The sequence below is a fragment of the Halodesulfovibrio oceani subsp. galateae genome (assembly GCF_055397225.1).
Genome location: NZ_AP042453.1, coordinates 3,636,118 through 3,658,808, shown reverse-complemented (window position 1 = coordinate 3,658,808; position 22,691 = coordinate 3,636,118). Strand labels below are relative to the sequence as shown.

Here is a 22,691-nt window from a genome sequence, read left to right as displayed (position 1 = left end):
GTTTTTTTCCAAGTTTGCATCCAATTTTTTCCGGGAAAAGGTTTTTACATCTTATTACATCTTAATCTTGCAGACATTTTTCAAAAGACCTGAATTGTGAAAAAAAGCACTTGTAGAAATATCCACTTTCTTTTTATGAAAGTTCGTTATGTTACCACCTGCCTGCAAACTTAAATTGTCAGCCTATGACGCAGGGTTTGCGTTGTTTTTCTGCAACTTACAAATAGAAAATGCTATACACAAACTTATCAAATACACTTGACAAACCGAGGCGTTCTTTCTAGCAAGAGATAACTTTGTCCAAAAAATCACGCCCTTTTTCAGGAACGAAATCTTAGACCAGATTTACTCCTATAAGGTGCGTCCATCTTGACCGCTATCAGATCGCCTGCGGTGGGATGGAAGTGTCTGGTGTAAAAACACATACCAACTTTTTTTGTGGAGGTAAGGTAATGGCGAAACACGCAACTCCGATGTTGGATCAGCTCGAAACTGGCCCTTGGCCAAGTTTTGTCTCCGACATTAAGCAGGAAGCAGCAACGCGTGCTGCTAACCCTAAAGGCCTTGATTACCAGATCCCTGTAGATTGTCCTGACGATCTCCTCGGCGTTCTGGAACTTTCCTACAACGACGGTGAAACTCACTGGAAACACGGCGGCATCGTAGGCGTATTCGGTTACGGCGGCGGCGTTATCGGTCGTTACTGTGACCAGCCTGAGCAGTTCCCTGGCGTTGCTCACTTCCATACCGTACGTTTGAACCAGCCTGCTGGTAAATACTACACCACTGATTTCCTTCGTCAGCTCTGTGACATCTGGGACCTCCGTGGCTCTGGTCTTACCAACATGCACGGTGCAACTGGTGACATCGTACTTCTCGGTACAACAACACCACAGCTTGAAGAAATCTTCTGGGACGTTACTCACAATCTGAATAACGACCTTGGTGGTTCCGGTTCTAACCTGCGTACCCCAGCAGCTTGCCTCGGCGAGTCCCGTTGTGAATACGCATGTTACGATACCCAGGCTGCTTCTTACAACTTGACCATGGAATACCAGGACGAACTTCACCGTCCAGCATTCCCATACAAGTTTAAATTCAAGTTTGACGGCTGTCCTAACGGTTGTGTAGCTGCTATGGCTCGCTCCGACTTCTCAGTTGTTGGTACTTGGAAAGATAGCATCAAAATCGATCAGGAAGCTGTTGCTGCTTACGTTGCTGGCGAATTCAAGCCAAACGCAGGCGCACACTCCGGTAAAGATTGGGGCGCATTCGACATCGAAGCTGAAGTTATCAACCGTTGTCCTTCTGCAGCAATGAAGTGGGAAGGCGGCAAACTCGCTATCGATCGTTCCGAATGTGTTCGTTGTATGCATTGCATCAACACCATGCCTCGTGCTCTGCGTATCGGTGACGAACGTGGCGCTTCCATCCTTTGTGGTGCGAAAGCTCCTATTCTCGACGGTGCACAGATGTCCTCCCTCGTAGTTCCTTTCATTGAAGCTTCCGGCGATTTCGAAGAAATCAAAGAAGTTGTTGAAAACATTTGGGACTGGTGGATGGAAGAAGGTAAGAACCGTGAGCGCCTTGGTGAAACCATGCGTCGTCTCTCTCTCCAGAAACTTCTCGAAGTTACTGGTCAGACCCCGACTGCTCACAACGTTCAGGAGCCTCGTCACAACCCATACATCTTCTTCAAAGAAGAAGACGTACCTGGTGGTTGGGACCGTGACATCAACGCATACCGCAAGCGCCACCAGCGCTAAGAAGAGGAGCACAATAACATGGCATTCATCTCTTCCGGTTACAATCCAGCGAAACCAATGGAAGGCCGTATCACCGATATTGGCCCACGCGAATTCACAGAATTCCTTCCTCCAGTAATCAAGGCAAACAAGGGCAAGTGGGCTTACCACGAAATCCTCGAGCCTGGTGTATTGGTTCACGTTGGCGAATCCGGCGATAAAGTATTTACCGTTCGTGTAGGTGCTGCTCGTCTTATGTCTGTTACTCATATTCGCGAAATTTGCGAAATTGCTGACAAACATTGTGACGGCCACCTCCGCTTTACTACTCGTAACAACGTTGAATTTATGACTGACAGCGAAGACAAACTCGCTGCTCTTAAAGAAGATCTTTCTTCCCGTAAATTCGACGGTGGTTCCCACAAATTCCCTATCGGTGGCACCGGTGCTGGTATTACCAACATCGTTCACACTCAGGGTTGGGTTCACTGCCACACTCCTGCAACTGACGCTTCTGGCCCAGTTAAAGCTGTTATGGATACAGTTTTCTCTGACTTCCAGGATCACCGTCTGCCTGCACCAGTTCGTATCTCTCTCGCATGTTGTATCAACATGTGTGGTGCGGTACACTGCTCCGACATTGGCCTTGTTGGTATTCACCGTAAGCCACCAATGATCGACCACGAGTGGACTGATCAGCTTTGTGAGATTCCTCTCGCAGTTGCTTCTTGTCCTACCGCTGCTGTTCGTCCTACTAAGATCGAACTCGACGGTAAGAAAGTTAACACCATCGCTATTAAGAATGAGCGTTGCATGTACTGTGGTAACTGCTACACTATGTGTCCTGCTCTTCCTATCTCCGATGGCGAAGGTGACGGCGTTGTAATCATGGTTGGTGGTAAGGTTTCTAACCGTATCTCCCAGCCTAAATTCTCTAAAGTTGTTGTAGCGTACATTCCTAACGAAATGCCTCGCTGGCCTACACTTACTGAGAAAATCAAACTCATCATCGATATCTACGCTGACAACGCTATGAAATATGAGCGTCTTGGCGATTGGATTGAACGCATTGGTTGGGAAAAGTTCTTCGAACTTACCGGCTTCGAGTTCACCGAGCATCTCATTGATGACTTCCGTGACCACGCTTACTACACCTGGCGTCAGACTACCCAGTTCAAGTTCTAAGCAAAGTTACTTCGAAATTACGCCGGACGAGGGTTTCCCTCGTCCGGTTTAACGCTTAAACGCTAAAGGGGCTTCCCATGGAAGAATCAACTAAAATTATTGTTGACTTCATTGAGTCCAAATCTAAGAACAAATCTAAATTTTACTTCAACGATTTCCTTCCGCTCTTTCCGGATATGAAACCTCGTGCTGTGAAAAAGATCCTCTCTGAGCTCGTTAAAACTGAAGTAATGGAATACTGGTCCTCAGGTTCCACTACCATGTACGGTCTCAAAGGTGCTGGCAAACAGGCTAGTGCTGAGCACGAAGATTAATTTCTTTGTTCTACAGAGCGTAAGGCGTATGGGCTTTTGTCCATACGCTCTTTCTATTTGGTAGCCCCACTCCATAACTCGTAAAACTTGTGTAGCAAGGCATTATATGACAATACCTCGACTCATTATTGCCGGACTCAGCGGCGGCACAGGTAAAACCATCACCAGTCTTGGCACTACCAGAGCGTGGAGCCGTAAAGGACTATGTATCAAGCCTTTCAAAAAAGGGCCCGATTACATTGATGCCAAATGGCTGGCGCTTGCTGCACAAAATCCTTGTACCAATCTCGACCCATATCTTCTGGACAATGCGACTCTCAACTCCCTGTTTGCAACTACAGCAACAGGATACGACGGTGCGCTTATCGAAGGAAACCGTGGTTTGTTTGATGGTAAAGATGTAACGGGAACCTGCTCCACGGCAGAACTTGCCCGCATAATCAACACCCCCGTCATCCTTGCAATGGACTGTACCAAAATGACCCGTACAGCTGCTGCAATCCTCACCGGCATGCTCAACTTTGAAGAAGGCGTTCACATTGCAGGTGTAGTTCTCAACCGCACGGCAACCGACCGCCATCGTTCCATCCTGCGCCAGACAATTGAGCACTACACAGATGTTCCTGTGCTCGGTTGCTTACCAAAGATTAAGAACAATCCTATTCCAGAACGGCACATGGGACTTATTTCAAACGCAGAGTACGAAGGAACAAACTCCGCACTGGAGCAAGTTGCGGATATTATCGAAGAGCATCTTGATGTAGAAAAGATGTGGGAGATAGCTTCTAGCGCCCCAAAACTTTCTGAGCAGCCTAATGTGTGGGACGTAATAGAAAAGGTCTCTACAGGTGCAAATGCGACCTCAAAAATAGATAGTCCATGCGCAACCACAATGCCAAACTGCCCGGAAGTTGATCCAACCATTACGCCTCGCATCGGTTACGTGCATGACGACGCCCTGTGGTTCTATTACGATGAAAACCTGCAAGCCCTGCAGCACGCAGGCGCACAACTCATCCGTCTTTCCATTACATCCGATAAAGACTGGCCGGAAATTGATGCACTCTATTTAGGCGGCGGTTTCCCCGAAACCATGCACGAGTCCATCACTGCCAATAAAAAAATCTGCGAACACGTACGTGCGCTCGCAGAAAAAGAAATGCCAATCTACGCCGAATGCGGCGGATTCATGTATCTATGCAAAGCCCTTGTTCAGGATTCAACAACATCGCCCATGGCAAATGTGCTTCCTGTTCAAACTCAGCTGTGCAAACGTCCTCAGGGACTCGGCTATATTGATGCAGAAGTTATTGAACCAAACCCGTATCATCCACTGGGCTCTGTAGTCCGCGGGCACGAATTCCATTATTCAAAATGTATTGTGGAAAATGGACAGCCAACATTCGGCTTCCGTATGTCGAAAGGCTTCGGAATGGGTGAGCGCTTAGACGGGCTTATCTACAAGAATGTTTTTGCATCCTACACCCACCTGTTTGCACTAGGCGAACCGCACTGGGCAGTAAACTTTGTTCGAGCAGCTCGAGAATTCAATTCTGGCAAGACTGTTACTGCTGCTAAATAAGAACGGGATAAACATGTAGCAGCGCTAAATGCCTCCGGCGTATCTGCGATGCTTGAATTCTTTTGTCTCCGACGGGCAAGGGCTCTGCCCTGCACCCGCAAGGGGCTCGCCCCTTGACCCCTATTTATTCGCGAAATCAGAAAGTCTGTTATGCCGTTGGAAGCCGCGAACAAGCTACCTTTTTAATATGAAATTAAATAACGTAGCAAGAGGGATAATTAATCTTTCTTTTTCCCGTCATACATCTCAACATATTTTTTGTAGCACCTAGTCACAGGTGATTCAGGATCAAGAATATGTTCTAGATCCCCAAGATCGTCAGGCCGCGGTGGAATTTTCACCAGTGCTTTTTCAAACGTCGGCATAGTAATGTCATCAAGAGCCTCTCGTCCCCGCATCAACTCGACCTGAACAGTATCAAACATATCTTTTCCAAGAAATGCATTCACCCGCTCAAGAACATCATATGTCTGCGCAGAAAGTTCGTACTGAGCCATGTTATCTTCAGCACCAATAATAATCGTACGGTTTTTATGACCCAAAGGACGACCGAGCTCTGCCAGCTCCTCGCCCATAACCATGTCCCAATTCTGCCATAATGGCACAAGTGGCATGTTGCGGTCTCCGCCCTTCTCATACAGAAGCTTCTTAAGCATTTTGCTTGCGCTATGTTCCATAATTCCTCTCAACTTGTGTAAGGCTAATGCCTCCGGCAGACCTGCGGTGCTTGAATTCTTTTGTCTCCGACGGGCAAAGGGGCCAGCCCCTTGCATCCCCGCGAGAGGGACGCCCTCTCGACTGCGTTGACGTACAGGTGAGTTGTTGACCGTAAACAATGGTCAACAGTTCCAAGCTAAAATCACGGCTATCAGTATACTCTCGCTTCTCAATAAAGCTAGTACACCTGATTTCTTTACCTAAATTTGTTCGTAACCATGTATTATCATACTAAAGAACAAACAAAAAAGACTCCCCCATAATGGCGGTCAAGGGGGCCTCCCCCTTGCGGGTGCAGGGCAGAGCCTTGCCCGCCGGAGGCATCTGTCTAGAAAAAGCTAAAAACTAAACGCGTTTGTACTTGTTCTGCTTTTTAATTGAGAGAAGTAAATCTTCACCAAGCTGTTGGGCACTGTGATAGAAGCTTACAATCTGCATCATGTCACGCATAGTAATACGCTGAATCATACCATCTTCACGTAGATGTTCCAGCCGCTTATCAGCACTAAACAAAGCTTGCTCCAGCTTGCGGTTGTCAGGAATAACATTTCGCCCGATCGCACGCATTACATCCTGCGATTCTTTGACCACTTTACGAATTTCAGCTTCCATAATGATGCAGTAATCACTGTCTCGCAGCTCGTGCACAACGTGCAGCATGGCACGCAAGTGTTCTACACTTTGAACGAGCGTCTCAATTTTAATATCGAGCATGGCTGAATCGTCATCAACAAATAACCGCTCATGACGCAGGTAGCCACGGAACAATTCTCTATTGTAGTGAATCTCGTCTTCAAGATCGATAAGCATACCTTTGCAGGTATCACACTTGAGAGCCATGAATGAGTCTATGATGAGTTCGAATTTGTCTGCACAGCGCGTAAACTGTTCCTGCAAGCGTTCTTTAAGTTCTTCGCTTGCATGGTGCGGCCAGATAAGAAGCGCAACGATGAATGTTGAACATACACCGATACTAATCTCTGCTACGCGGAAAAGGGCATACTGGATGTAGTCACCGGAGGCTTGCGGAGCGAGCATAACAATGGTGACGGTGATAGCAGCCATGGAAAAGCGGTTTGTATAACGCTTAAGATATGCGCAAAGCCCAACGGTTACGAGGAACCCTGCGAGGCGACCATGGTCTGTAGGCGGAACAAGATATAGAGCTGTCATGCCCATAGTCGCACCGATGGCAGTACCCACAAGACGGTACCCGCACATCTGCATAGACGCGGCAACGTTACGCTGCATAACAATAACAGCGCTAATAACAGCCCAGAAACCCAAGTCCGGGTCAGTAAGTGATGCTAGAACATAAGAAAGAAGTGCAGCAAGTGCGGTTTTTACACCATACTTGATAAATTCTGTTCGCTGGCGCGAACCTGGAAACAGCATTGAAAACGCTCCTGTTGAGCAGGCAGTCTGTGCGGATTTCTCGCAGCAAAATCTATCTGCAAGCTAAGTTATCCGTAATATTTTTTATGCCTGTGTACTTCGGGCAAGCAGTATAGCAAGCAGAGAACACATGCAAGAATTTTGTCCTAAACAAGTTCCATAAAAATCTGAATTATCAATAAAATAAGAACACCGTATTCAATATAAGTCTCTACACATCAACAGTTACGCCTTATAACTTTGTGCGCCAATCTCTAAAATTCAGTATATCTTATTTATAACCACTCGATCATGAAACTACTCTTTTCATAGTGCGAAGTATCCATGAGTAGCGCAATTATGAAAGTCGGAAACTGTTTTCCCCCAATGCTTTTGCGAGAATTACACTAATTGTTATTCACGGTTGATTTACTTGACTGTATCTCAAACCTTAGATAAAGCTGTATCAAGTTTTCTTGATGCAACTCAATCAAGACAGCCGAAAATAGCATAGGAATATAATATGTCGACCATCCTTCCTGTATTCAAGGCGCTGGCAGATGAAACCCGCCTGAGATTACTGCACGTTCTCAACAGGTACGAGCTTAGCGTAAACGAGCTTGTTACCATTCTGGAAATGGGGCAGTCCCGCGTATCACGCCATCTTAAAATCCTCACTGGCGCAGGCCTTTTGACCTCTCGCCGCGATGGATTGTGGGTTTTTTACAGTGCGCCACCAGAAGGCGAAGGAAGAGAGTTTATTGACGCTGTTGCAGCGTTTATTGACGAAGATGAGACTCTTGATTCCGACATGGAAATGGCTGCGACCATTATTGAAGAACGTGTTCGTAAAACGAAGCAGTTCTTTAATGCCATCGCCGAAGACTGGGATCAGCTCAACCGCGAAGTTATCGGTGATTTCGACCTGCCGGGTGCTATTCTCGAACGTATGCCACGCTGCAAAGTTGCTGTGGACTTAGGCTGCGGAACAGGAACCTTGCTTGAGCGTATGCTTGAGCGTTCGCTGAACATTATTGGCGTAGACGGTTCCCCACGTATGCTGGAGCTTGCAAAGCGCAGATTGGTAGAAGACGAAGACCGTATTTCATTACGGATCGGCGATCTTGAACATCTTCCATTACGTGATGGCGAAGCAGATTTCGCCACCATCAACATGGTATTGCATCACCTTTCCCATCCAGGAAAATCCCTGAAAGAAATCCGACGCGTTCTCCGCAAAGGCGGCCTGCTTGTGCTTGCCGACTTTGATAAGCATGACAACGAAAAAATGCGTGCAGACTACGGTGACCGCTGGCTGGGTTTTGATATGACAAATTTGGCGCTGAAGCTCACAGAGGCAGGCTTTGCATTACGTCAAAGCACGCTACACCCTGTACGCAACGGACTGACAATTCATCTTATTGTAGCTGAAAATACACAATAAATTTCTTAGGAGAAATTGAGAAATGACTGACGCAAGCCGCGCTATCAAGCTTGATCTGAGCCTCGAAAATAAAGTTGCTGACATGTCTCTTGCTGACTTCGGTCACAAAGAAATGCAGATTTCCGAACGTGAAATGCCGGGCCTCATGGAGACCATCAAAAAATACGGCACCGAGAAGCCTCTTACAGGTCTCAAAGTTATGGGCTCCCTGCACATGACCATCCAGACCGCTATGCTTATCAAAACTCTGCACGCTCTTGGCGCAGACATCCGTTGGGCTTCCTGCAACATTTTCTCCACTCAGGATCACGCAGCAGCAGCAATCGTTGATTCCGGTATGGCAAAAGTTTTCGCATGGAAAGGCGAATCTCTTGAAGAATACTGGTGGTGCACCGAGCAGGCACTTACATGGCCTGACGGTTCCGGTCCTGACCTCATCGTTGATGACGGTGGCGACGCAACTATGCTCATCCACAAAGGCGTAGAAGCAGAAAAAGACGATTCCATCGTTAAAAAAGCATACGACAACAAAGAGTTCCAGATTGTAATGGATCGCATTGCTCTGTCCCTTCAGGAAAATCCTGGCAAGTGGACACGTATCGCTAAAAAAATCAAAGGTGTTTCTGAAGAAACCACCACTGGCGTTCACCGTCTTTACCAGATGGAAAAAGAAAACGCTCTTCTCTTCCCTGCTATCAACGTTAACGACTCTGTTACCAAGTCCAAATTTGACAACCTCTACGGCTGCCGCGAATCTCTTGCAGACGGTATCAAACGTGCTACTGACGTAATGATCGCTGGTAAATCCGTAGTTGTTCTCGGTTACGGCGACGTTGGTAAAGGTTGTGCTCAGTCCATGCGCGGCTTTGGTGCTCGCGTTGCTATTACTGAAATTGATCCAATTTGTGCGCTTCAGGCTGCAATGGAAGGCTACGACGTAGTCACACTCGAAGACATGGTTGGCACAGCAGACATCTTTGTGACCACTACCGGTAACTTCAACGTTATCACCGGCGCTCACATGGAAATGATGAAAGATGAAGCAATCGTTTGTAACATCGGTCACTTCGATAACGAAATCGAAATGGCATACCTCGAAGGCGACAACGGTTGTACCGTTCTTAACATCAAGCCTCAGGTAGACAAATGGACTCTCCAGTCCGGTCGTACCATCATCGTACTCGCAGAAGGTCGCCTCGTTAACCTCGGTTGCGCAACAGGTCACCCTTCTTTCGTTATGTCCAACTCCTTCACCAACCAGGCTCTTGCTCAGCTCGAGCTTGCTGCTAACGACTCCCTCGAGAACAAAGTTTACACTCTTCCTAAACACCTCGATGAAGAAGTTGCACGCCTCCACCTTGATCGTCTTGATGCTAAACTCACCAAGCTTACTGAAGCTCAGGCTGAATACCTCGGCATCGACCAGAACGGTCCTTTCAAAGCAGATCACTACCGCTACTAAGTCGGTACTGAACATAGAATTAAAAAAGCCGCAGTTACTGCGGCTTTTTTTTGTCCAAAACTCGGCTTATGAAGTTTTACAAGGTTTGTTTCTGCAACCACCTTGGAACTCCTTTGCCTCCGGCGGCCTAAGAACCTTTCTCAGTAGAACGGTTCTTAGGAATCTCCAAAGACTTTTACCTGCGAGATCGCCCTATTGGTTATGCTGCCTCGCGGCTTATGCTCCACTACCTTTTGCATAATAAAAAAGGCTGTTCCTTGAAAAAAGAACAGCCTTGCAATAGCTTATGGGTCACAAAAAGTTTGTTACGGTAGAAGAGTTATTTCATCGCCTGTTTTAATCTCGCCGCCCTTAAGGACTCGTGCAAAAATCCCCTCGGTCGGCATTACACAGAAACCGACAGCTTTATGAATTTCACATTTAGAATGACACTTCTTTCCGATCTGGGTCAGTTCTAGCAATGTAGAGCCGATTGTAAACTGCAACCCGACACGTAAAAAAGTAATCGGAAATCCGCTCACAAGTAGATTTTCTGCAAAATCGCCAGCCTTCAGCGTCGGAAGCTTATGGCGCATCTTGTCCACGCTCTCGACAGCAAGCAAACTAACTTGCCTGCCACTTCCTGCATGCGCATCGCCTTCAATGCCATGCTCTTCAATGAGCACAGCAGAATCTACAGGCTTCTTTTGCTCGCCTTTTTTCTTACTCACACAAATAGCTAAAACTTGTCCCATCTCAATACCCCGTTATTCTTAATCAGAATGGAATAATGCATACCGCACGTTATAACTAGAATACGCTAAGCTATCACTGTACTACCATCATTCAATTCTAGAGTACATCTTTGCACAACAAACTGTAGCTACATTAATTTATTGAGTATTTTTTTCTAAAAAAATCGAGATGAGCTTTGAGAAACAAAAAAGGCCAACTTGCAAAACAAGTTAGCCTTCACATAAAATCAGTATTTTTTATTCAGAGCAGTTTTCTAGCGAGAATAGACATCCGAAATAAAATCTTGCAACGCGCCAGGGGTAATTTCATGCCCGTTCGTGGTCATATCTTTAATGACCATAACAGAACCACGCAGTGTGGATGTTTGCGCCATGGTTAGACAAATATTATGCGGCACATGCGCCCGTTCCTGCAACAAATCGAGTTGCCAACCGGAATTATTTTCAGACCAATGAATTGTGTAGCAGTCATCCTCAACAAAATGCGTCATCAAAGAAGCACGCAAATCATTAAGAGTAATTCGGCTGTTACCGCGCCCGTGTAGTGGAGTATACTCGCCTTCCCGTTCCTGAATAAGAAGCGGCATTGCAAGAATCTTACGCGGCGGATCATGAGAAATAGCTTCGCGCAGTGGAACAAGTCTGTGCACTTTTGCTTTCTGAACCTGACTCTCAAGCTTTGGGGTAGGTTCTGTACAATCTGAATGAATAGTAGGGTCAGCAGAAACGGTACAGGAAATAGCATCCCATAAGGCTTCTGTGCGTTCCGTTAATACACGAAGTTCTGCAAGTACTGGATCAGATGATGTTGTGCCGGATGTACGCACATCTGCAAGCCCAAGCTGCTGCAAACGAGATTCTATGGAGCTCATTTTTTTAAGCATCTGTTCCTGTTTCAAGGAAAGATTCACCATGCTTGTCGCAAGACTGCTCATTGCCTGCTTGTAATCGTCAGGCAAAACGACTTCTACAACTTCATTGTCTTCTTCCGGCTCTTCAAAAACCGGCGGAGCAATAAAGTCAAAAAGCTCAGCAAGGCGCTGATGCGTTTCTTCGATTGAAAGTCCAGCGCTGAACAAATCGCGTATTGCGCGACACACCTCAAGAGCCTCATCTGTGAATTGAATCGGCTTTCCCTTGCTCGCCACAGGAATGCAATCTGGAAACTTACGTCTGTAACTTTTTACAGTTGTCTCTGAGACGCCCAAAATTCGGGCAATTCTCTTGTGAGTCAAAGGCATCTGGCTCATGTTTTCCTCGCAACTTCAGTAGTATAACGGTACTCTAATCGATAAATTATTTACAAAAAGAGTGCAACACCCCACCTACAACAGGAGCTATTCTTTACTCAACGTGTAGCGACCTTGTCTACATGGTAGCGAACAGCACAGATATTGCGCACTACACATCTAGAGAACACAGTGTTTACTGTAACTTCGTGCATTCATTATCGTAAAATTACACATAAAAAAAAGGGCTGTTGACATTCCCCTCTGTTACAATAAATAACGAGCTACCGTTACGCAGCTTTTTGTCATTTTCTTTGCAAAATAACAACGTCTGTCTACTCAAAAACGGTTCCGTATTGGTTTCAGTACGTACAATATGGTACAATTTCGAACAGGCAACGCACGCTGTTCTATATATCAAAAAGTTACTGGGAGACCTCATGAAATTCACAAAATTTTTTGTTTTCGTTCTCACGGCAATCTGTTTTGCAGTTCCTGCAATAGCTGCAACACAAGTACAGCTTGCGGTTGTTACGAAGCCCGGTTCAGCACAGTACGTAGCGGCTGAAAAATTTGCAGAGCTGATCAAAAAGCGTTCAAGCGGTGAGTACACCGTTAAGTTGTACCACTCCGGTTCTCTAGGAAAAGAAACAGAAATTTTGCAGCAGGTTCAGCTTGGTGCAATTCAAATGGCAATCGTCACCCTTGGACCTTTCGATACCTTTGTTCCCGAAATCAAAGCGATAGCATTCCCGTTTCTGTTTAAAGATTCCGAAACAGCAGACCGTGTTCTTGACGGTCCCGTCGGCAAAGAAGCACTCGATTCATTGGCGCAAGCCGGTTTTAAAGGATTACAGTTCTCCGAAAATGGCTTTCGTAATCTTTCCAATAACCGCGGCGCAATTCATTCAGCGAAAGATGTGAAAGGACTGAAGCTACGAGTAATGCAGTCAACATTCCATAAAGAATTATGGCGCACTCTTGATGCAAACCCGACCCCGATGGGCTGGCCTATTTACTCCGAATTACAGCAGGGAACCATTGATGGTCAGGAAAATCCATTGTGGGTATTTGACGAATACAAATTGTACGAAGTGCAGAAATATCTCGCCCTAACGGGACATGTATATTCAGTTCACATCGACATTGCCAATCTTCAGTGGTTCGAAGCATTGCCAAAAGAAACACAGACAATGTTCGAAACTGCCATGCGTGATGCCGCAATCTACCAACGCAAAGTAAACCGCGAAAAAGAAGCAGAATACCTTGCCACTCTCAAAGAAAAAGGGATGATCATCGACGAAAGCCCTGACATGAAATCTTTCCGCGAGATGGTAAAGCCTATGAAAGACATGGACATGTACAAAGAGTCAAAAACACGTGCCCTGTTAGATAAACTTCTCGACGCCACTCAGTAAGAATTAATTTTTGAAATAAAACATGCACGGTGCAGCTTTTATCCATCAACAACTAACCGATCTTTATTAATAAAGGTCGTGTAGCGGCGCACGAAAAAAACTAAATGAAGCATCATCAACGTATGTAAGAGCTTGGCTTTTTCACAGCAACGCCTTCTAACCGAAGGTGAGCTTTCGCCCCGTTCGGGAACAAGTGCTCTCAATGTGCGACGCAATGTGCAGATTTATCTCAATCTATTCGGGCCGTGCACTTGTACGGCCCTTTATTTCATTAATTCTCCCTTGCGCATAACGCGTAAAAAAGGAGAAAATGATCTATTACTCACAATTATAAAATGGACACCCTTTATGCTCCGCAGCATTGCCTCTGTTGTTACCGCTGTAAGTAACGGCCTTGATACTGCCTGTCGCTGGCTTTTATGCACATGCGGCATTGCCATGGCTGTTGTCACAGCCTCGCAAGTTTTCTTCCGTTATGTTCTTAACAACTCTCTGTTCTGGTCAGAGGAATTAGGGCGGGTGCTGCTTATTCAGCTCACATTTTTTGGTGCAGCAGTTGCGCTAAAAGCACATGCGCATATTGGGTTAGATTTTATGGTGCGTAATCTTACAGAAAAAGGACGCAAAAACGCTGCACTGCTCGTGCAAGTTCTCAGCTCAATCTTTTTCTTTGTTATGATGTGGTACGGGTTTCAGTTTGCAATGTTCCTCAGATTCCAAACAACTGCAACACTCGGCATCTCACGCATGATCCCGTTCCTTGCTATTCCCATCAGCGGAACAATCATGCTTGTTCATTCCCTGTCCTGTTTTTTTGAAATTTTAGAATTTAAGCCAGATCCAGATAGCCTCTCTCAAACTGTACACTCTGGCTGTGCAATCTCACCAGAAGAGGAGAATAAATAAATGACTCTCCTCCTCTTCGCCGTACTCATACTTCTCTTTTGCCTTAATGTACCAATTGCTGTCGCTGTTGGATTAAGCGCGGTTATTGCCTTCGTCATTGATGGTAATATGAACATGATCCTCATCACCCAGCGGCTATACGCCGGAGCTGATTCTTTTCCACTTATGGCTGTACCGCTTTTTATGATCGCAGGACAGCTCATGGGCGCAGGTGGCATATCGAAACGAATCGTTAATTTTGCAGATGCACTTGTCGGGCATCTGTCCGGCGGACTTGCAGCCGTTTCCGTTGTATCCGCCATGTTCTTTGCCGGAATTTCCGGCTCTGCCGCAGCAGATACGGCAGCTGTCGGCGCAATCCTCATTCCCTCAATGGTACGACGAGGCTACACGCCTGCATTCTCCGGTGCAGTCCAAGCAGCCGCAGGTTCCATCGGTGTCATCATTCCACCGTCCATCCCTATGATCATTTTCGGGGTACTCACAGGCGCATCCATCGGAAAACTTTTTGCCGCAGGCATTCTTCCCGGCATTCTCATGGGGCTCAGTCTCATCGGCGTTTGTGTCTGGAATGCAAAACGTACAGAAACAACCGAGACCACCGCAAAGCGTGCCTTCTCCCTAGCCCTCGCAAGCAAAGCATTTACCTCTGCAATATGGGCACTCGGGGCACCATTCATCATAATCGGCGGCATACTCGGTGGTGTATTCACAGCAACAGAATCCGCCGCTGTGGCTGTTGTCTACGCTCTCTTCGTCGGCATGTTCATTCACAAAGAACTCAGCATAAAAGACCTTCCGAACCTGTTCATATCCGCCAGCATTACTTCAAGCGTTGTGATGTTCATAATCTGTGCCGCATCCATCTTCTCATGGTACATGGCAATTCAAGATATCCCAGCCTCAATAGCGTCTTCAATTCTGTCCCTCACAGACAACCGGATAATTCTCCTCCTACTCATCAACCTGCTGCTCCTGATAGCAGGAACAATTTTAGAAACAACCGCGGCACTCATTCTCTTTGTGCCAGTTCTAGTACCCATGCTTCCAACCCTCGGTATCGACCCCGTCCAGCTTGGCGCAATAGTAGTAGTGAACCTTGCCATCGGCATGCTCACGCCGCCACTCGGGGTATGCACAATCGTTGCCTGCTCCATAGCACACACACGAATAGGAACACTCGCCAAAGCAATTGTTCCTTTCCTCGTTGTTCTGCTCCTTGATCTTCTCCTCATTACTTTCTGGGCTCCATTAACAACCTATCTTCCAAGTTTATTCTTTAAATAAAAGCAAGTTACGATAGTTATCAACAGCATGTTCTTAATATGTTGCTAACTTGTTCACAATTTTCAAAAGTTATGCACATTTTTAGGAACATTTTACGAACATCTATAAATAAGTTTGCCTTCGGCAAGTCTACGACGCTTTTTGTCTCCGACGGCTCTCCGAGGGACAAGGGCTCTGCCCTGTACCCGCAAGGGGGACGCCCCCTTGACCGCGATTTTATTGCGATCAACTTTTTTAAGTTACACTTTCACGCGGCTTAACCAAACTGACTTGAACAAAAAAGAGCTGTCCTACATACACAGGACAGCTCTTCTCTATTCTTTTGAAAGGTAGTGAGGCATTAGCCGCGAGGTTACATAAGCAATAAGCTTACCTCGCAGATAAAATTTTTTGGAGAGTCAATGAATCTTGTTAAGGCGGAACATCTCCCCCCTTAACGTAAATTTTATTATTAACACTTTTATGAGTTGCACTTTTGCGCGCTTCACCCCACTGACTTGAACAAAAAAAAGCTGCCTAAATATATAGGACAGCCCTTCTCAATTTTGCAAAAGGTAGTGAGGCATTAGCCGCGAGACTACATAAGCAATAAGCTTACCTCACAGATAAAAGTTTTTGGAGAGTCAATGAATCTTGTTAAGGGGGAACATCTCCCCCCTTAACGTAAATTTTATTATTAACAACTTTTATGAGTTGCACTTTTCCGCGCTGTCCCCACTGATTTGAACAAAAAAGGGCTGTCCTACATAGACAGGACAGCCCTTCTCAATTTCGCAAAAGGTAGTTAGGCATAAGCCGCGAGGCTACATAAGCAATAAGCTTACCTCGCAGTTAAAAGTTTTTGGAGAGTCAATGAATCTTGTTAAGGGGGAACATCTCCCCCCTTAACGTAAATTTTATTATTAACGCTTTTATGAGTTGCACTTTTGCGCGCTTTCCCCACCGATTTGAACAAAAAAAGGGCTGTCCCACATATATAGGACAGCCCTTCTCAATTTCGCAAAAGGTAGTGAGGCATAAGCCGCAAGGCTACATAAACAATAAGCTTACCTCGCAGATAAAAGTTTTTGGAGAGTCCAGAGAAGCCTTTTTTCAAAAAGGTTCTCTGGCCGCCGGAGGCACGCCCCGCAGGGTAGCCAAAGGCATCACGCTGATAAGCGTCGCCGGAGGCAATACAAAAAACTTATACCAACCTCAATAAACTTTTATTTGTATACAGCACCGGAAGAAGCACTTTTAACCATGCGGCTGTAGCGCTTGAGCAACGGCGAAGTTACTTCTTTTTCCAGCGGCTTCCAGCCTTTTTTGCGCTCTTCGATTGTTGCTTCGTCTACGAGCAAATTGAGTTTGCGCTCTGGAATATTGATCTCGATTTTGTCGCCTTCATTTACGAATGCGATGAGACCACCGTCTGCTGCTTCTGGGGAAACGTGCCCGATTGCGGCACCGCGTGTTCCGCCAGAGAAGCGACCGTCGGTGATGAGCGCAACGTCGGAACCAAGTCCGATACCGGCGATTGCGGCTGTGGGTGACAACATTTCGCGCATACCAGGGCCGCCTTTAGGGCCTTCGTAGCGGATAATGATTGCATCATTTTTATTAATTTTCTGTCCCATGATGGCTTCAAAAGCATCTTCTTCGGAGTTGAATACGCGTGCGTTTGCGGTGCGTACCATCATCTCCGGTGCTACTGCGGACTGCTTAACCACGGCACCTTCTGGAGCGAGGGAACCGTAAAGAATTGCGATGCCGCCTTCTTGGGAATATGGATCTTCGATTGGACGAATGACGGTTGGATCACAGTTGGTAGCATTCATCTCTGTAAGGTTTTCACCAAGAGTTTTGCCTGTGACGGTCATTACGTCGAGATTGAGTGCGTCTTTTTTACGCAGTTCAGCAAGAACAGCTGGGATACCACCGGCTCTGTGGAGATCTTGAATGTACTGATCACCTGCTGGAGAAAGCTTGCAGAGGTTCGGTGTTTTTTTGCTGATCTTATCGAAGAGCTCGAGTGAAATATCAAGGTTTGCTTCACCGAACACGGCTGGCAAATGCAGCACGGTGTTAGTGGAACAACCAAGTGCCATATCTGCGGTGATTGCGTTGGAAACGGATGCTTCTGTCACAATATCGCGAGGACAAATGTTCTTTTCGAGCAGTTCCATAACTTTGAAACCGGCAGTTTTTGCGAGACGGATACGCGCAGCAGATGTTGCTGGAGTTGTTCCGTTACCCGGCAAAGCAAGACCGATGGTTTCTGAGAGACAGTTCATGGAGTTTGCGGTGAACATACCCGCACAGGAACCACAGCCCGGACATGCTGTCTCGGAAAGGTCTTCCAACTCTTCTTCTGTCATCTTACCAAGCTTAACTTTACCAACGCCTTCAAATACGTTGATGAGGTCAGCACCACCGCCGCCTTTGGTTGTTCCTGCTGCCATTGGTCCACCGCTAACAAGTACGGATGGAACGTTCATACGCAGCATTGCCATAAGCATACCCGGAACGGATTTGTCACAGTTAGGAATAAACACAAGGGCATCAAACGGGTGCGCAGTTGCCATGATTTCAATAGAATCAGCGATGAGTTCACGACTTGGCAGCGAGAAGCGCATACCTTCGTGGTTCATTGCCAGGCCGTCACAGACTGCGATGGCTGGGAACTCCATAGGAGTACCGCCAGCAGCACGAATTCCAGCTTTTACAGCGTTTGCGATGGTATCCAGATGAATATGACCGGGAACCACCTCGTTGGCTGCGTTAACAACACCCACTAACGGGCGGGAAATTTCTTCGCGTGTAAGCCCGAGAGCATACAGTAAGGAGCGATGCGGCGCTTTTTCAAGGCCACCTGTCATTTTTTTACTACGCATAGTTAAGCTTCCTGTAGTGTTTCTGGTCAGTCGAAATATTTGCTGCTGCAACAGTGCACAGCATTAGTTACGTACAGCAACCCAGCTACTGATACAACCGACACACATCGGTATAAGCACCAGTAATAATGCTTGATCTACAGGCAGGAAGTGGAGTTCCCAGTGGAGTGGCGCAAAGTTAAACGTATCTTTCAAATTCCACCATGCTGCATATAAGCCCATAATACCAAGCATACCGCCAACACTGCCAAGCAGTGCGCCGCCAACTAACAGCGGAGTACGAATATACCAGTTTTTGGCGCCCACCAGTTTGAGTATTTCAATTTCATCTTGTCTACTGATGAGCGAAAGCTTCATGGTGTTCCCTACCGCTATGGAAAGAATAAGCACTAAAAAGACCAACACCGGAACTGTTACCGTGCCGGAAATCTTTTGCCATGCGCGACTTACCTCGTCTTTCAGGCTGCTGGAACGAACCGTTTCAACATCCGGTAGACGCTGCAACTCAGCTAGTGTTGTATCTTTCCATCCGGTCAAATCGCCAGAGCGATGCGCAAACTTTATCACTGCCGTGTACGGCAACGGACTATTATCTGCCAGCAACACTCCTGCGCTTCCTTTCGGGAACGTGGAACTTAAATCTTTCAACGCTTCTTTCGGCGTGTAGGTAAGAACCTTTGTCACACCGTCCATCTTGTGGAGCGATTTCCACGCTGTTTGAACCCGTTTAGGCGAAGCACCTTCTTTCCAATACATCTGGAAGGCAATTTCACCACGTGTCACACGTAACTCGTTATCCAGATTACCCACGCCAAGCAGCATGAGTCCGGCAAGAAAAGTAATAAACGTAACGGCAAGCAGCGTCATTAACTGCGCCCAAGGATGCAGGGCGATATCACGAACACCTTGTCTAATAAGCTTGAAGAATACACGCATTAGAAGTGTTCCTCCGCAATACTATCAGAAAAGATCTCTGCCCCGCGCCAGTTTGCGGCAGCAATTTTACCATGCTCCAACCGGAGTTGTCGCGCCTCAGGATGCATTCGCACAAGATCATTGTTGTGTGTTGCGACCACAACGGTTGTTCCGTGCATGTGGAATTGTTTAAAAATACCCATCATGCGCGCTGCAAGCTCTTCATCAAGGTTCCCTGTCGGTTCATCAGCAAGAAGAATCTTAGGGTTAACCACAACAGAGCGGGCAACTGCAACCCGTTGCTGCTCGCCACCGGAAAGCTCTCCGCACAGCATGTTAATGCGTGGTTCGAGCCCTAATCCGCGCACAACAGCGCGTACTCGTCTATCAATATGAACCTTAGTAAACCCTCGAACTTCGAGCGCCATGGCTACATTTTGGAAAACGGTGCGGTACGGCAGAATTTTAAAATCCTGAAAAACAACACTCACCTGTCGGCGCAGGTTGGGAATCTGTCGCGGAGGTAACGATTTTAAATTATACCCCGCAACATTTACGTTACCGCGCATAACCGGAAGCGAGGCATACAACAAACGCAAAAGCGTGGTTTTGCCAGCACCGGATGAGCCAGTGAGAAAAAGAAACTCGCCCTTCTTCAATGAAAAGGAGCAGTTTTTCAACGCCCAGTACGGTCCGAAATTATGCGATAAGTTTGTAACGTTAAGCAAAGCACTCCTGCCTTGTAAAAAGCTGATGGATATTTGTTGTATACAATTATGTAAAAATCAACAAAATTAACACGCGGACAGAGCAGGATACGCACTAGTCGCGTTCTTTTCAAGGAATGACAACCTGCTAGAACAATGCGGAACATAAAATAAATTACAGCGCAATGCCTGACAATACGTAATTCTCGCCAACCAGTCGTATCTATTCATATAGTTGCTACTACGACCAGAAATATAATTATTTTTTTTCAGATTACTTCGTTTTTTTGATCTCTAACTATGCTGAACCATAAAAAAAGGCTGTCCTTTATATAAAGGACAGCCTTTTACTTTTCAAATAATGCACAATGCCACAGCTAAATAAGCGGGCTTTGCTGCAACTAGAAGTCTGTGGCCACAAAAGTAACCAGACTCTATTGTTGTTTATGCTTCGCGATGCGGAGCAAGTTCAGCGAGGAAGTTAGGGTCAACTTCAAAGCCGAGTTCAACAGCTTTATCTACGTTTTCAATAGCAACAGCGAAATCTTCACGCTCAAGAGCTACGAGAGCAAGGTTGTTGTACGCAGGTGCAAACGCAGGGTAGCTGGCGATTGTTTTTTTGGAAATTTTTTCACTCTCATCGAGTTCGCCAAGCATGTAATGCGCAGAAGCAATGGTAACCTGAGCCTGAACAAAGTCAGCATCCCATTTAAGTGCTTTTGTAGCGCATTTAATTGCTTCTTCAGCGTCACCCTGCTGAATGTGAACAAATGCCATGTTTGCCCAAGGCACTGGGAATTTAGCACGGCACTGTGCAGCTTCTTTGTTGTACTGCATACAACCGTCAAGGTCGTTACGCTGCATGCAGATACCACCAAGCTGGATGTAAGCTTCGGCAAAACGGCTTGAGTTACGAACACATTCAAGGAATGCAGCCTCTGCACCGCTCCAGTCACGAGCTGAAAGAAGTGCTACACCAAGGTTGTAATGGTGGTTAGCACATTCTGGGTTCTCATCAATCTCTGTACGTAAAAATGCAACGTATTCTTCGATACTTGCGAATTCTTTATTCGTCATGATCTATATGCCCTTCTTCAATCAAGAGGTTGTAATACCAAACGCAGAAGTCGAAAATGCCGCGGTACTTCTCATCCTTATTGACAATGCCGACGGCTGTTTCTAATGCGCCGCGACCGTAGTCATTGGAATAATTGCCTCTATGAGACTGGAGAAACTCGCGAACGAGCTGCTGAGTGGTGCGCTTGGAAATATCCATACGCAAATCCATAGGATCGTTCGGTTTTGGAAATGGATCCCAATTATCATATCCGATGCGGTCAATAAACTTACGACGACGAGGCGCCATCTTTTCGTACATGAACCGCTTCTGTTTTTCCTCTTCCGGTGTCAATTCGTGCTCTGCACCAGTACGGTACATGCTCGCAGAAATACTCATTACTTGTCCTTTTTCTTAGGTTCTTTAAGACCAAGAAACTCTTCATTGTAGTTTGTAATCAGCGCCATTGACACAGGAACAAATACGCCCGGCAATTCGGTGTAGTTGGACTTAATCGCTTTGCACAGCTCAAGGCTGATTTTTGCAAGACGGTCCTGAATAGTATCTAAAGATACAGTAGGGTACGGTTTGCCGGCTTCAAATTTTGAAAGTCCGCAAGTATGCGCTTTGCCGCCGATATTGGTAGGAATACCGTATAAACGACATGTAATAGGACGAGCGTCGTACATGGTACATTTGTCTTCACTGTTCAACAGTGGACAACGAATACGCTCTTTAGCCATCGCTTCGAGTAATTCACGAGGCTCAACACCATTCATGGAATCGCGGTACAATTGGCGCTTACGTTTGTAGATCAAACGGTCCGCGGTGTTAGCAGCTTCAACGATGTTGGAGCGCAGTTCACCAAACGGATACTGTTCGAGAAATTTGTGATTTATGTACAGCGCTTCGATCAGGCTTATGTCAAACAACGCATGACAACAGTCGCTACAACCGGAGTCACAGCTAATACAGTCGCCGTGCATGTCGGCTACACGATTAAAAACAGTATCTACTTCGGCTACAAGTGCCTCGTATTGTGCAAAAAATTCAGAAAAATCCAGCTTCATCAGAAAACTCCCTACCCCCCGTAGACTTGCTAAGTGTCCCGATTTGGTAGCTTTTTATACATCAATGATTGGAGCAATAAATTTCTAAGTGATATTGAAACAGGCACTCGCAACCTTGCACCTGTCTGCTACAAATCATTAGTAACGAAATGTACAACTGGCAAGGGAAGAACAGCAGGAGAATAAAAAAATTTGCGGCGATGCGTTGAATACCAACAGTTACAGCAGGAAGTAATTTTTTGCTCTAAAAGATCACTGAACAATTTACAGCTAATATACGGGGAGATTAGCCTACCCATATATGAAACCGGACAGCGAGATTGCCCACTGTCCGGTTCAAAAATCAAAGCATGCGAAAAAACGCACGTGTTGAATTACATTTCTTCAACAACGATAGCGTCTGCTTCACAAACTTCAACACAGGATTCACAGCCAAGACATTCGTCAGCGTTAGCTGGTGCTGCTTTGCCGTCCTGCATTTCAAAAACTTCAACTGGACATACGTCTACGCATTCTGCGTCGCCAGTACATTTTTCTGTATCAACAGTTACATTATAACCCATGGTAATCCTCCAGGTTTGATTTGGTTCAGATGAACCGTAATAAAAGCATCAACACCTAGCGACTAGGTTTGGTGCGTTAATCTCATCGAAACCTGCAATTAGCCCTGTC

The 22,691-nt window shown here is 46.2% G+C and carries 20 protein-coding genes; 9 read left to right on the top strand and 11 right to left on the bottom strand.

What is annotated here, in order from left to right:
- Positions 1–452 precede the first annotated feature (452 nt).
- From dsrA to ACZ5V1_RS16020, 4 genes are all read left to right on the top strand, one after another.
- Positions 453–1,766, top strand: a complete 1,314-nt coding sequence (dsrA, locus tag ACZ5V1_RS16035; protein WP_464389701.1) for a dissimilatory-type sulfite reductase subunit alpha — start codon at positions 453–455, stop codon at positions 1,764–1,766.
- Between the two features lie 18 nt (positions 1,767–1,784).
- On the top strand, positions 1,785–2,930 hold the full coding sequence (dsrB, locus tag ACZ5V1_RS16030; RefSeq protein ID WP_464389700.1) for a dissimilatory-type sulfite reductase subunit beta: 1,146 nt from the start codon (positions 1,785–1,787) through the stop codon (positions 2,928–2,930).
- A 77-nt stretch (positions 2,931–3,007) separates the two neighbouring features.
- Entirely contained in the window at positions 3,008–3,244 is a 237-nt protein-coding gene (locus tag ACZ5V1_RS16025; protein WP_160713225.1) for a dissimilatory sulfite reductase D family protein, read from the top strand.
- 106 nt (positions 3,245–3,350) lie between these two features.
- Positions 3,351–4,826 carry a cobyrinate a,c-diamide synthase gene (locus ACZ5V1_RS16020; RefSeq protein ID WP_464389699.1) on the top strand — a complete coding sequence of 492 codons (1,476 nt, stop codon included), beginning with the start codon at positions 3,351–3,353 and terminating at the stop codon, positions 4,824–4,826.
- Between the two features lie 218 nt (positions 4,827–5,044).
- Here the strand turns inward: ACZ5V1_RS16020 and ACZ5V1_RS16015 are convergent, their stop codons facing one another.
- Together ACZ5V1_RS16015 and ACZ5V1_RS16010 are read right to left on the bottom strand one after the other, a co-directional pair.
- Positions 5,045–5,503, bottom strand: coding sequence for a DciA family protein (locus tag ACZ5V1_RS16015; RefSeq protein WP_464389698.1), 459 nt, complete (start codon positions 5,501–5,503; stop codon positions 5,045–5,047).
- A 385-nt stretch (positions 5,504–5,888) separates the two neighbouring features.
- The gene (locus ACZ5V1_RS16010; RefSeq protein WP_464389697.1) at positions 5,889–6,938 is read right to left on the bottom strand and encodes an FUSC family protein; all 1,050 of its coding nucleotides are present in this window, start codon (positions 6,936–6,938) and stop codon (positions 5,889–5,891) included.
- Between the two features lie 502 nt (positions 6,939–7,440).
- Here ACZ5V1_RS16010 and ACZ5V1_RS16005 point away from each other — a divergent pair.
- Entirely contained in the window at positions 7,441–8,361 is a 921-nt protein-coding gene (locus tag ACZ5V1_RS16005) for an ArsR/SmtB family transcription factor (protein ID WP_464389696.1), read from the top strand.
- 22 nt (positions 8,362–8,383) lie between these two features.
- Positions 8,384–9,823, top strand: coding sequence for an adenosylhomocysteinase (gene ahcY, locus ACZ5V1_RS16000; RefSeq protein WP_464389695.1), 1,440 nt, complete (start codon positions 8,384–8,386; stop codon positions 9,821–9,823).
- A gap of 305 nt (positions 9,824–10,128) precedes the next feature.
- On the opposite strand, the gene ACZ5V1_RS15995 is transcribed toward ahcY, so the two are convergent.
- Both ACZ5V1_RS15995 and ACZ5V1_RS15990 read right to left on the bottom strand, forming a co-directional pair.
- The gene (locus ACZ5V1_RS15995) at positions 10,129–10,557 is read right to left on the bottom strand and encodes an MOSC domain-containing protein (protein ID WP_160713209.1); all 429 of its coding nucleotides are present in this window, start codon (positions 10,555–10,557) and stop codon (positions 10,129–10,131) included.
- Positions 10,558–10,811: 254 nt separating this feature from the next.
- Positions 10,812–11,807 (bottom strand): MerR family transcriptional regulator, encoded by a 996-nt coding sequence (locus ACZ5V1_RS15990; RefSeq protein WP_464389694.1) that lies wholly within the window; start codon positions 11,805–11,807, stop codon positions 10,812–10,814.
- 419 nt (positions 11,808–12,226) lie between these two features.
- On the opposite strand from ACZ5V1_RS15990, the gene ACZ5V1_RS15985 reads away from it, so the two are divergent.
- The 3 genes from ACZ5V1_RS15985 (at position 12,227) to ACZ5V1_RS15975 (ending at position 15,397) form a co-directional block, all read left to right on the top strand.
- Positions 12,227–13,204 carry a DctP family TRAP transporter solute-binding subunit gene (locus ACZ5V1_RS15985; RefSeq protein WP_464389693.1) on the top strand — a complete coding sequence of 326 codons (978 nt, stop codon included), beginning with the start codon at positions 12,227–12,229 and terminating at the stop codon, positions 13,202–13,204.
- A gap of 348 nt (positions 13,205–13,552) precedes the next feature.
- The gene (locus ACZ5V1_RS15980) at positions 13,553–14,110 is read left to right on the top strand and encodes a TRAP transporter small permease (protein WP_464389692.1); all 558 of its coding nucleotides are present in this window, start codon (positions 13,553–13,555) and stop codon (positions 14,108–14,110) included.
- Positions 14,111–15,397, top strand: coding sequence for a TRAP transporter large permease (locus ACZ5V1_RS15975; RefSeq protein WP_464389691.1), 1,287 nt, complete (start codon positions 14,111–14,113; stop codon positions 15,395–15,397). It abuts the gene before it with no gap.
- A 1,205-nt stretch (positions 15,398–16,602) separates the two neighbouring features.
- Here the strand turns inward: ACZ5V1_RS15975 and ilvD are convergent.
- The 7 genes from ilvD to ACZ5V1_RS15940 form a co-directional block, all read right to left on the bottom strand.
- Entirely contained in the window at positions 16,603–18,270 is a 1,668-nt protein-coding gene (gene ilvD / locus ACZ5V1_RS15970) for a dihydroxy-acid dehydratase (RefSeq protein WP_464389690.1), read from the bottom strand.
- 63 nt (positions 18,271–18,333) lie between these two features.
- Positions 18,334–19,206 carry a cell division protein FtsX gene (locus ACZ5V1_RS15965; protein WP_464389689.1) on the bottom strand — a complete coding sequence of 291 codons (873 nt, stop codon included), beginning with the start codon at positions 19,204–19,206 and terminating at the stop codon, positions 18,334–18,336.
- Positions 19,206–19,913, bottom strand: a complete 708-nt coding sequence (gene ftsE / locus ACZ5V1_RS15960) for a cell division ATP-binding protein FtsE (protein WP_464389688.1) — start codon at positions 19,911–19,913, stop codon at positions 19,206–19,208. The genes ACZ5V1_RS15965 and ftsE overlap by 1 nt, the downstream gene beginning before the upstream one ends.
- A gap of 423 nt (positions 19,914–20,336) precedes the next feature.
- Positions 20,337–20,969 carry a tetratricopeptide repeat protein gene (locus ACZ5V1_RS15955; protein ID WP_464389687.1) on the bottom strand — a complete coding sequence of 211 codons (633 nt, stop codon included), beginning with the start codon at positions 20,967–20,969 and terminating at the stop codon, positions 20,337–20,339.
- A complete protein-coding gene (locus tag ACZ5V1_RS15950; RefSeq protein WP_464389686.1) occupies positions 20,959–21,348 on the bottom strand; it encodes a hypothetical protein in 390 nt (129 codons plus the stop codon). The genes ACZ5V1_RS15955 and ACZ5V1_RS15950 overlap by 11 nt, the downstream gene beginning before the upstream one ends.
- The gene (locus ACZ5V1_RS15945) at positions 21,348–22,019 is read right to left on the bottom strand and encodes a YkgJ family cysteine cluster protein (RefSeq protein ID WP_464389685.1); all 672 of its coding nucleotides are present in this window, start codon (positions 22,017–22,019) and stop codon (positions 21,348–21,350) included. Before ACZ5V1_RS15945 ends, ACZ5V1_RS15950 begins: the two co-directional genes overlap by 1 nt.
- Positions 22,020–22,393: 374 nt before the next feature.
- Positions 22,394–22,582, bottom strand: coding sequence for a ferredoxin (locus ACZ5V1_RS15940; protein WP_160713187.1), 189 nt, complete (start codon positions 22,580–22,582; stop codon positions 22,394–22,396).
- Positions 22,583–22,691 lie beyond the last annotated feature (109 nt).

What these genes read in the sequence shown, in the direction of transcription:
- dsrA (WP_464389701.1), top strand. Translation starts at nt 453, where the DNA reads ATGGCGAAACACGCAACTCCGATGTTGGATCAGCTCGAAACTGGCCCT.
- dsrB (WP_464389700.1), top strand. Translation starts at nt 1,785, where the DNA reads ATGGCATTCATCTCTTCCGGTTACAATCCAGCGAAACCAATGGAAGGC.
- ACZ5V1_RS16025 (WP_160713225.1), top strand. Translation starts at nt 3,008, where the DNA reads ATGGAAGAATCAACTAAAATTATTGTTGACTTCATTGAGTCCAAATCT.
- ACZ5V1_RS16020 (WP_464389699.1), top strand. Translation starts at nt 3,351, where the DNA reads ATGACAATACCTCGACTCATTATTGCCGGACTCAGCGGCGGCACAGGT.
- ACZ5V1_RS16015 (WP_464389698.1), bottom strand. Translation starts at nt 5,503, where the DNA reads ATGGAACATAGCGCAAGCAAAATGCTTAAGAAGCTTCTGTATGAGAAG.
- ACZ5V1_RS16010 (WP_464389697.1), bottom strand. Translation starts at nt 6,938, where the DNA reads ATGCTGTTTCCAGGTTCGCGCCAGCGAACAGAATTTATCAAGTATGGT.
- ACZ5V1_RS16005 (WP_464389696.1), top strand. Translation starts at nt 7,441, where the DNA reads ATGTCGACCATCCTTCCTGTATTCAAGGCGCTGGCAGATGAAACCCGC.
- ahcY (WP_464389695.1), top strand. Translation starts at nt 8,384, where the DNA reads ATGACTGACGCAAGCCGCGCTATCAAGCTTGATCTGAGCCTCGAAAAT.
- ACZ5V1_RS15995 (WP_160713209.1), bottom strand. Translation starts at nt 10,557, where the DNA reads ATGGGACAAGTTTTAGCTATTTGTGTGAGTAAGAAAAAAGGCGAGCAA.
- ACZ5V1_RS15990 (WP_464389694.1), bottom strand. Translation starts at nt 11,807, where the DNA reads ATGAGCCAGATGCCTTTGACTCACAAGAGAATTGCCCGAATTTTGGGC.
- ACZ5V1_RS15985 (WP_464389693.1), top strand. Translation starts at nt 12,227, where the DNA reads ATGAAATTCACAAAATTTTTTGTTTTCGTTCTCACGGCAATCTGTTTT.
- ACZ5V1_RS15980 (WP_464389692.1), top strand. Translation starts at nt 13,553, where the DNA reads ATGCTCCGCAGCATTGCCTCTGTTGTTACCGCTGTAAGTAACGGCCTT.
- ACZ5V1_RS15975 (WP_464389691.1), top strand. Translation starts at nt 14,111, where the DNA reads ATGACTCTCCTCCTCTTCGCCGTACTCATACTTCTCTTTTGCCTTAAT.
- ilvD (WP_464389690.1), bottom strand. Translation starts at nt 18,270, where the DNA reads ATGCGTAGTAAAAAAATGACAGGTGGCCTTGAAAAAGCGCCGCATCGC.
- ACZ5V1_RS15965 (WP_464389689.1), bottom strand. Translation starts at nt 19,206, where the DNA reads ATGCGTGTATTCTTCAAGCTTATTAGACAAGGTGTTCGTGATATCGCC.
- ACZ5V1_RS15955 (WP_464389687.1), bottom strand. Translation starts at nt 20,969, where the DNA reads ATGACGAATAAAGAATTCGCAAGTATCGAAGAATACGTTGCATTTTTA.
- ACZ5V1_RS15950 (WP_464389686.1), bottom strand. Translation starts at nt 21,348, where the DNA reads ATGAGTATTTCTGCGAGCATGTACCGTACTGGTGCAGAGCACGAATTG.
- ACZ5V1_RS15945 (WP_464389685.1), bottom strand. Translation starts at nt 22,019, where the DNA reads ATGAAGCTGGATTTTTCTGAATTTTTTGCACAATACGAGGCACTTGTA.
- ACZ5V1_RS15940 (WP_160713187.1), bottom strand. Translation starts at nt 22,582, where the DNA reads ATGGGTTATAATGTAACTGTTGATACAGAAAAATGTACTGGCGACGCA.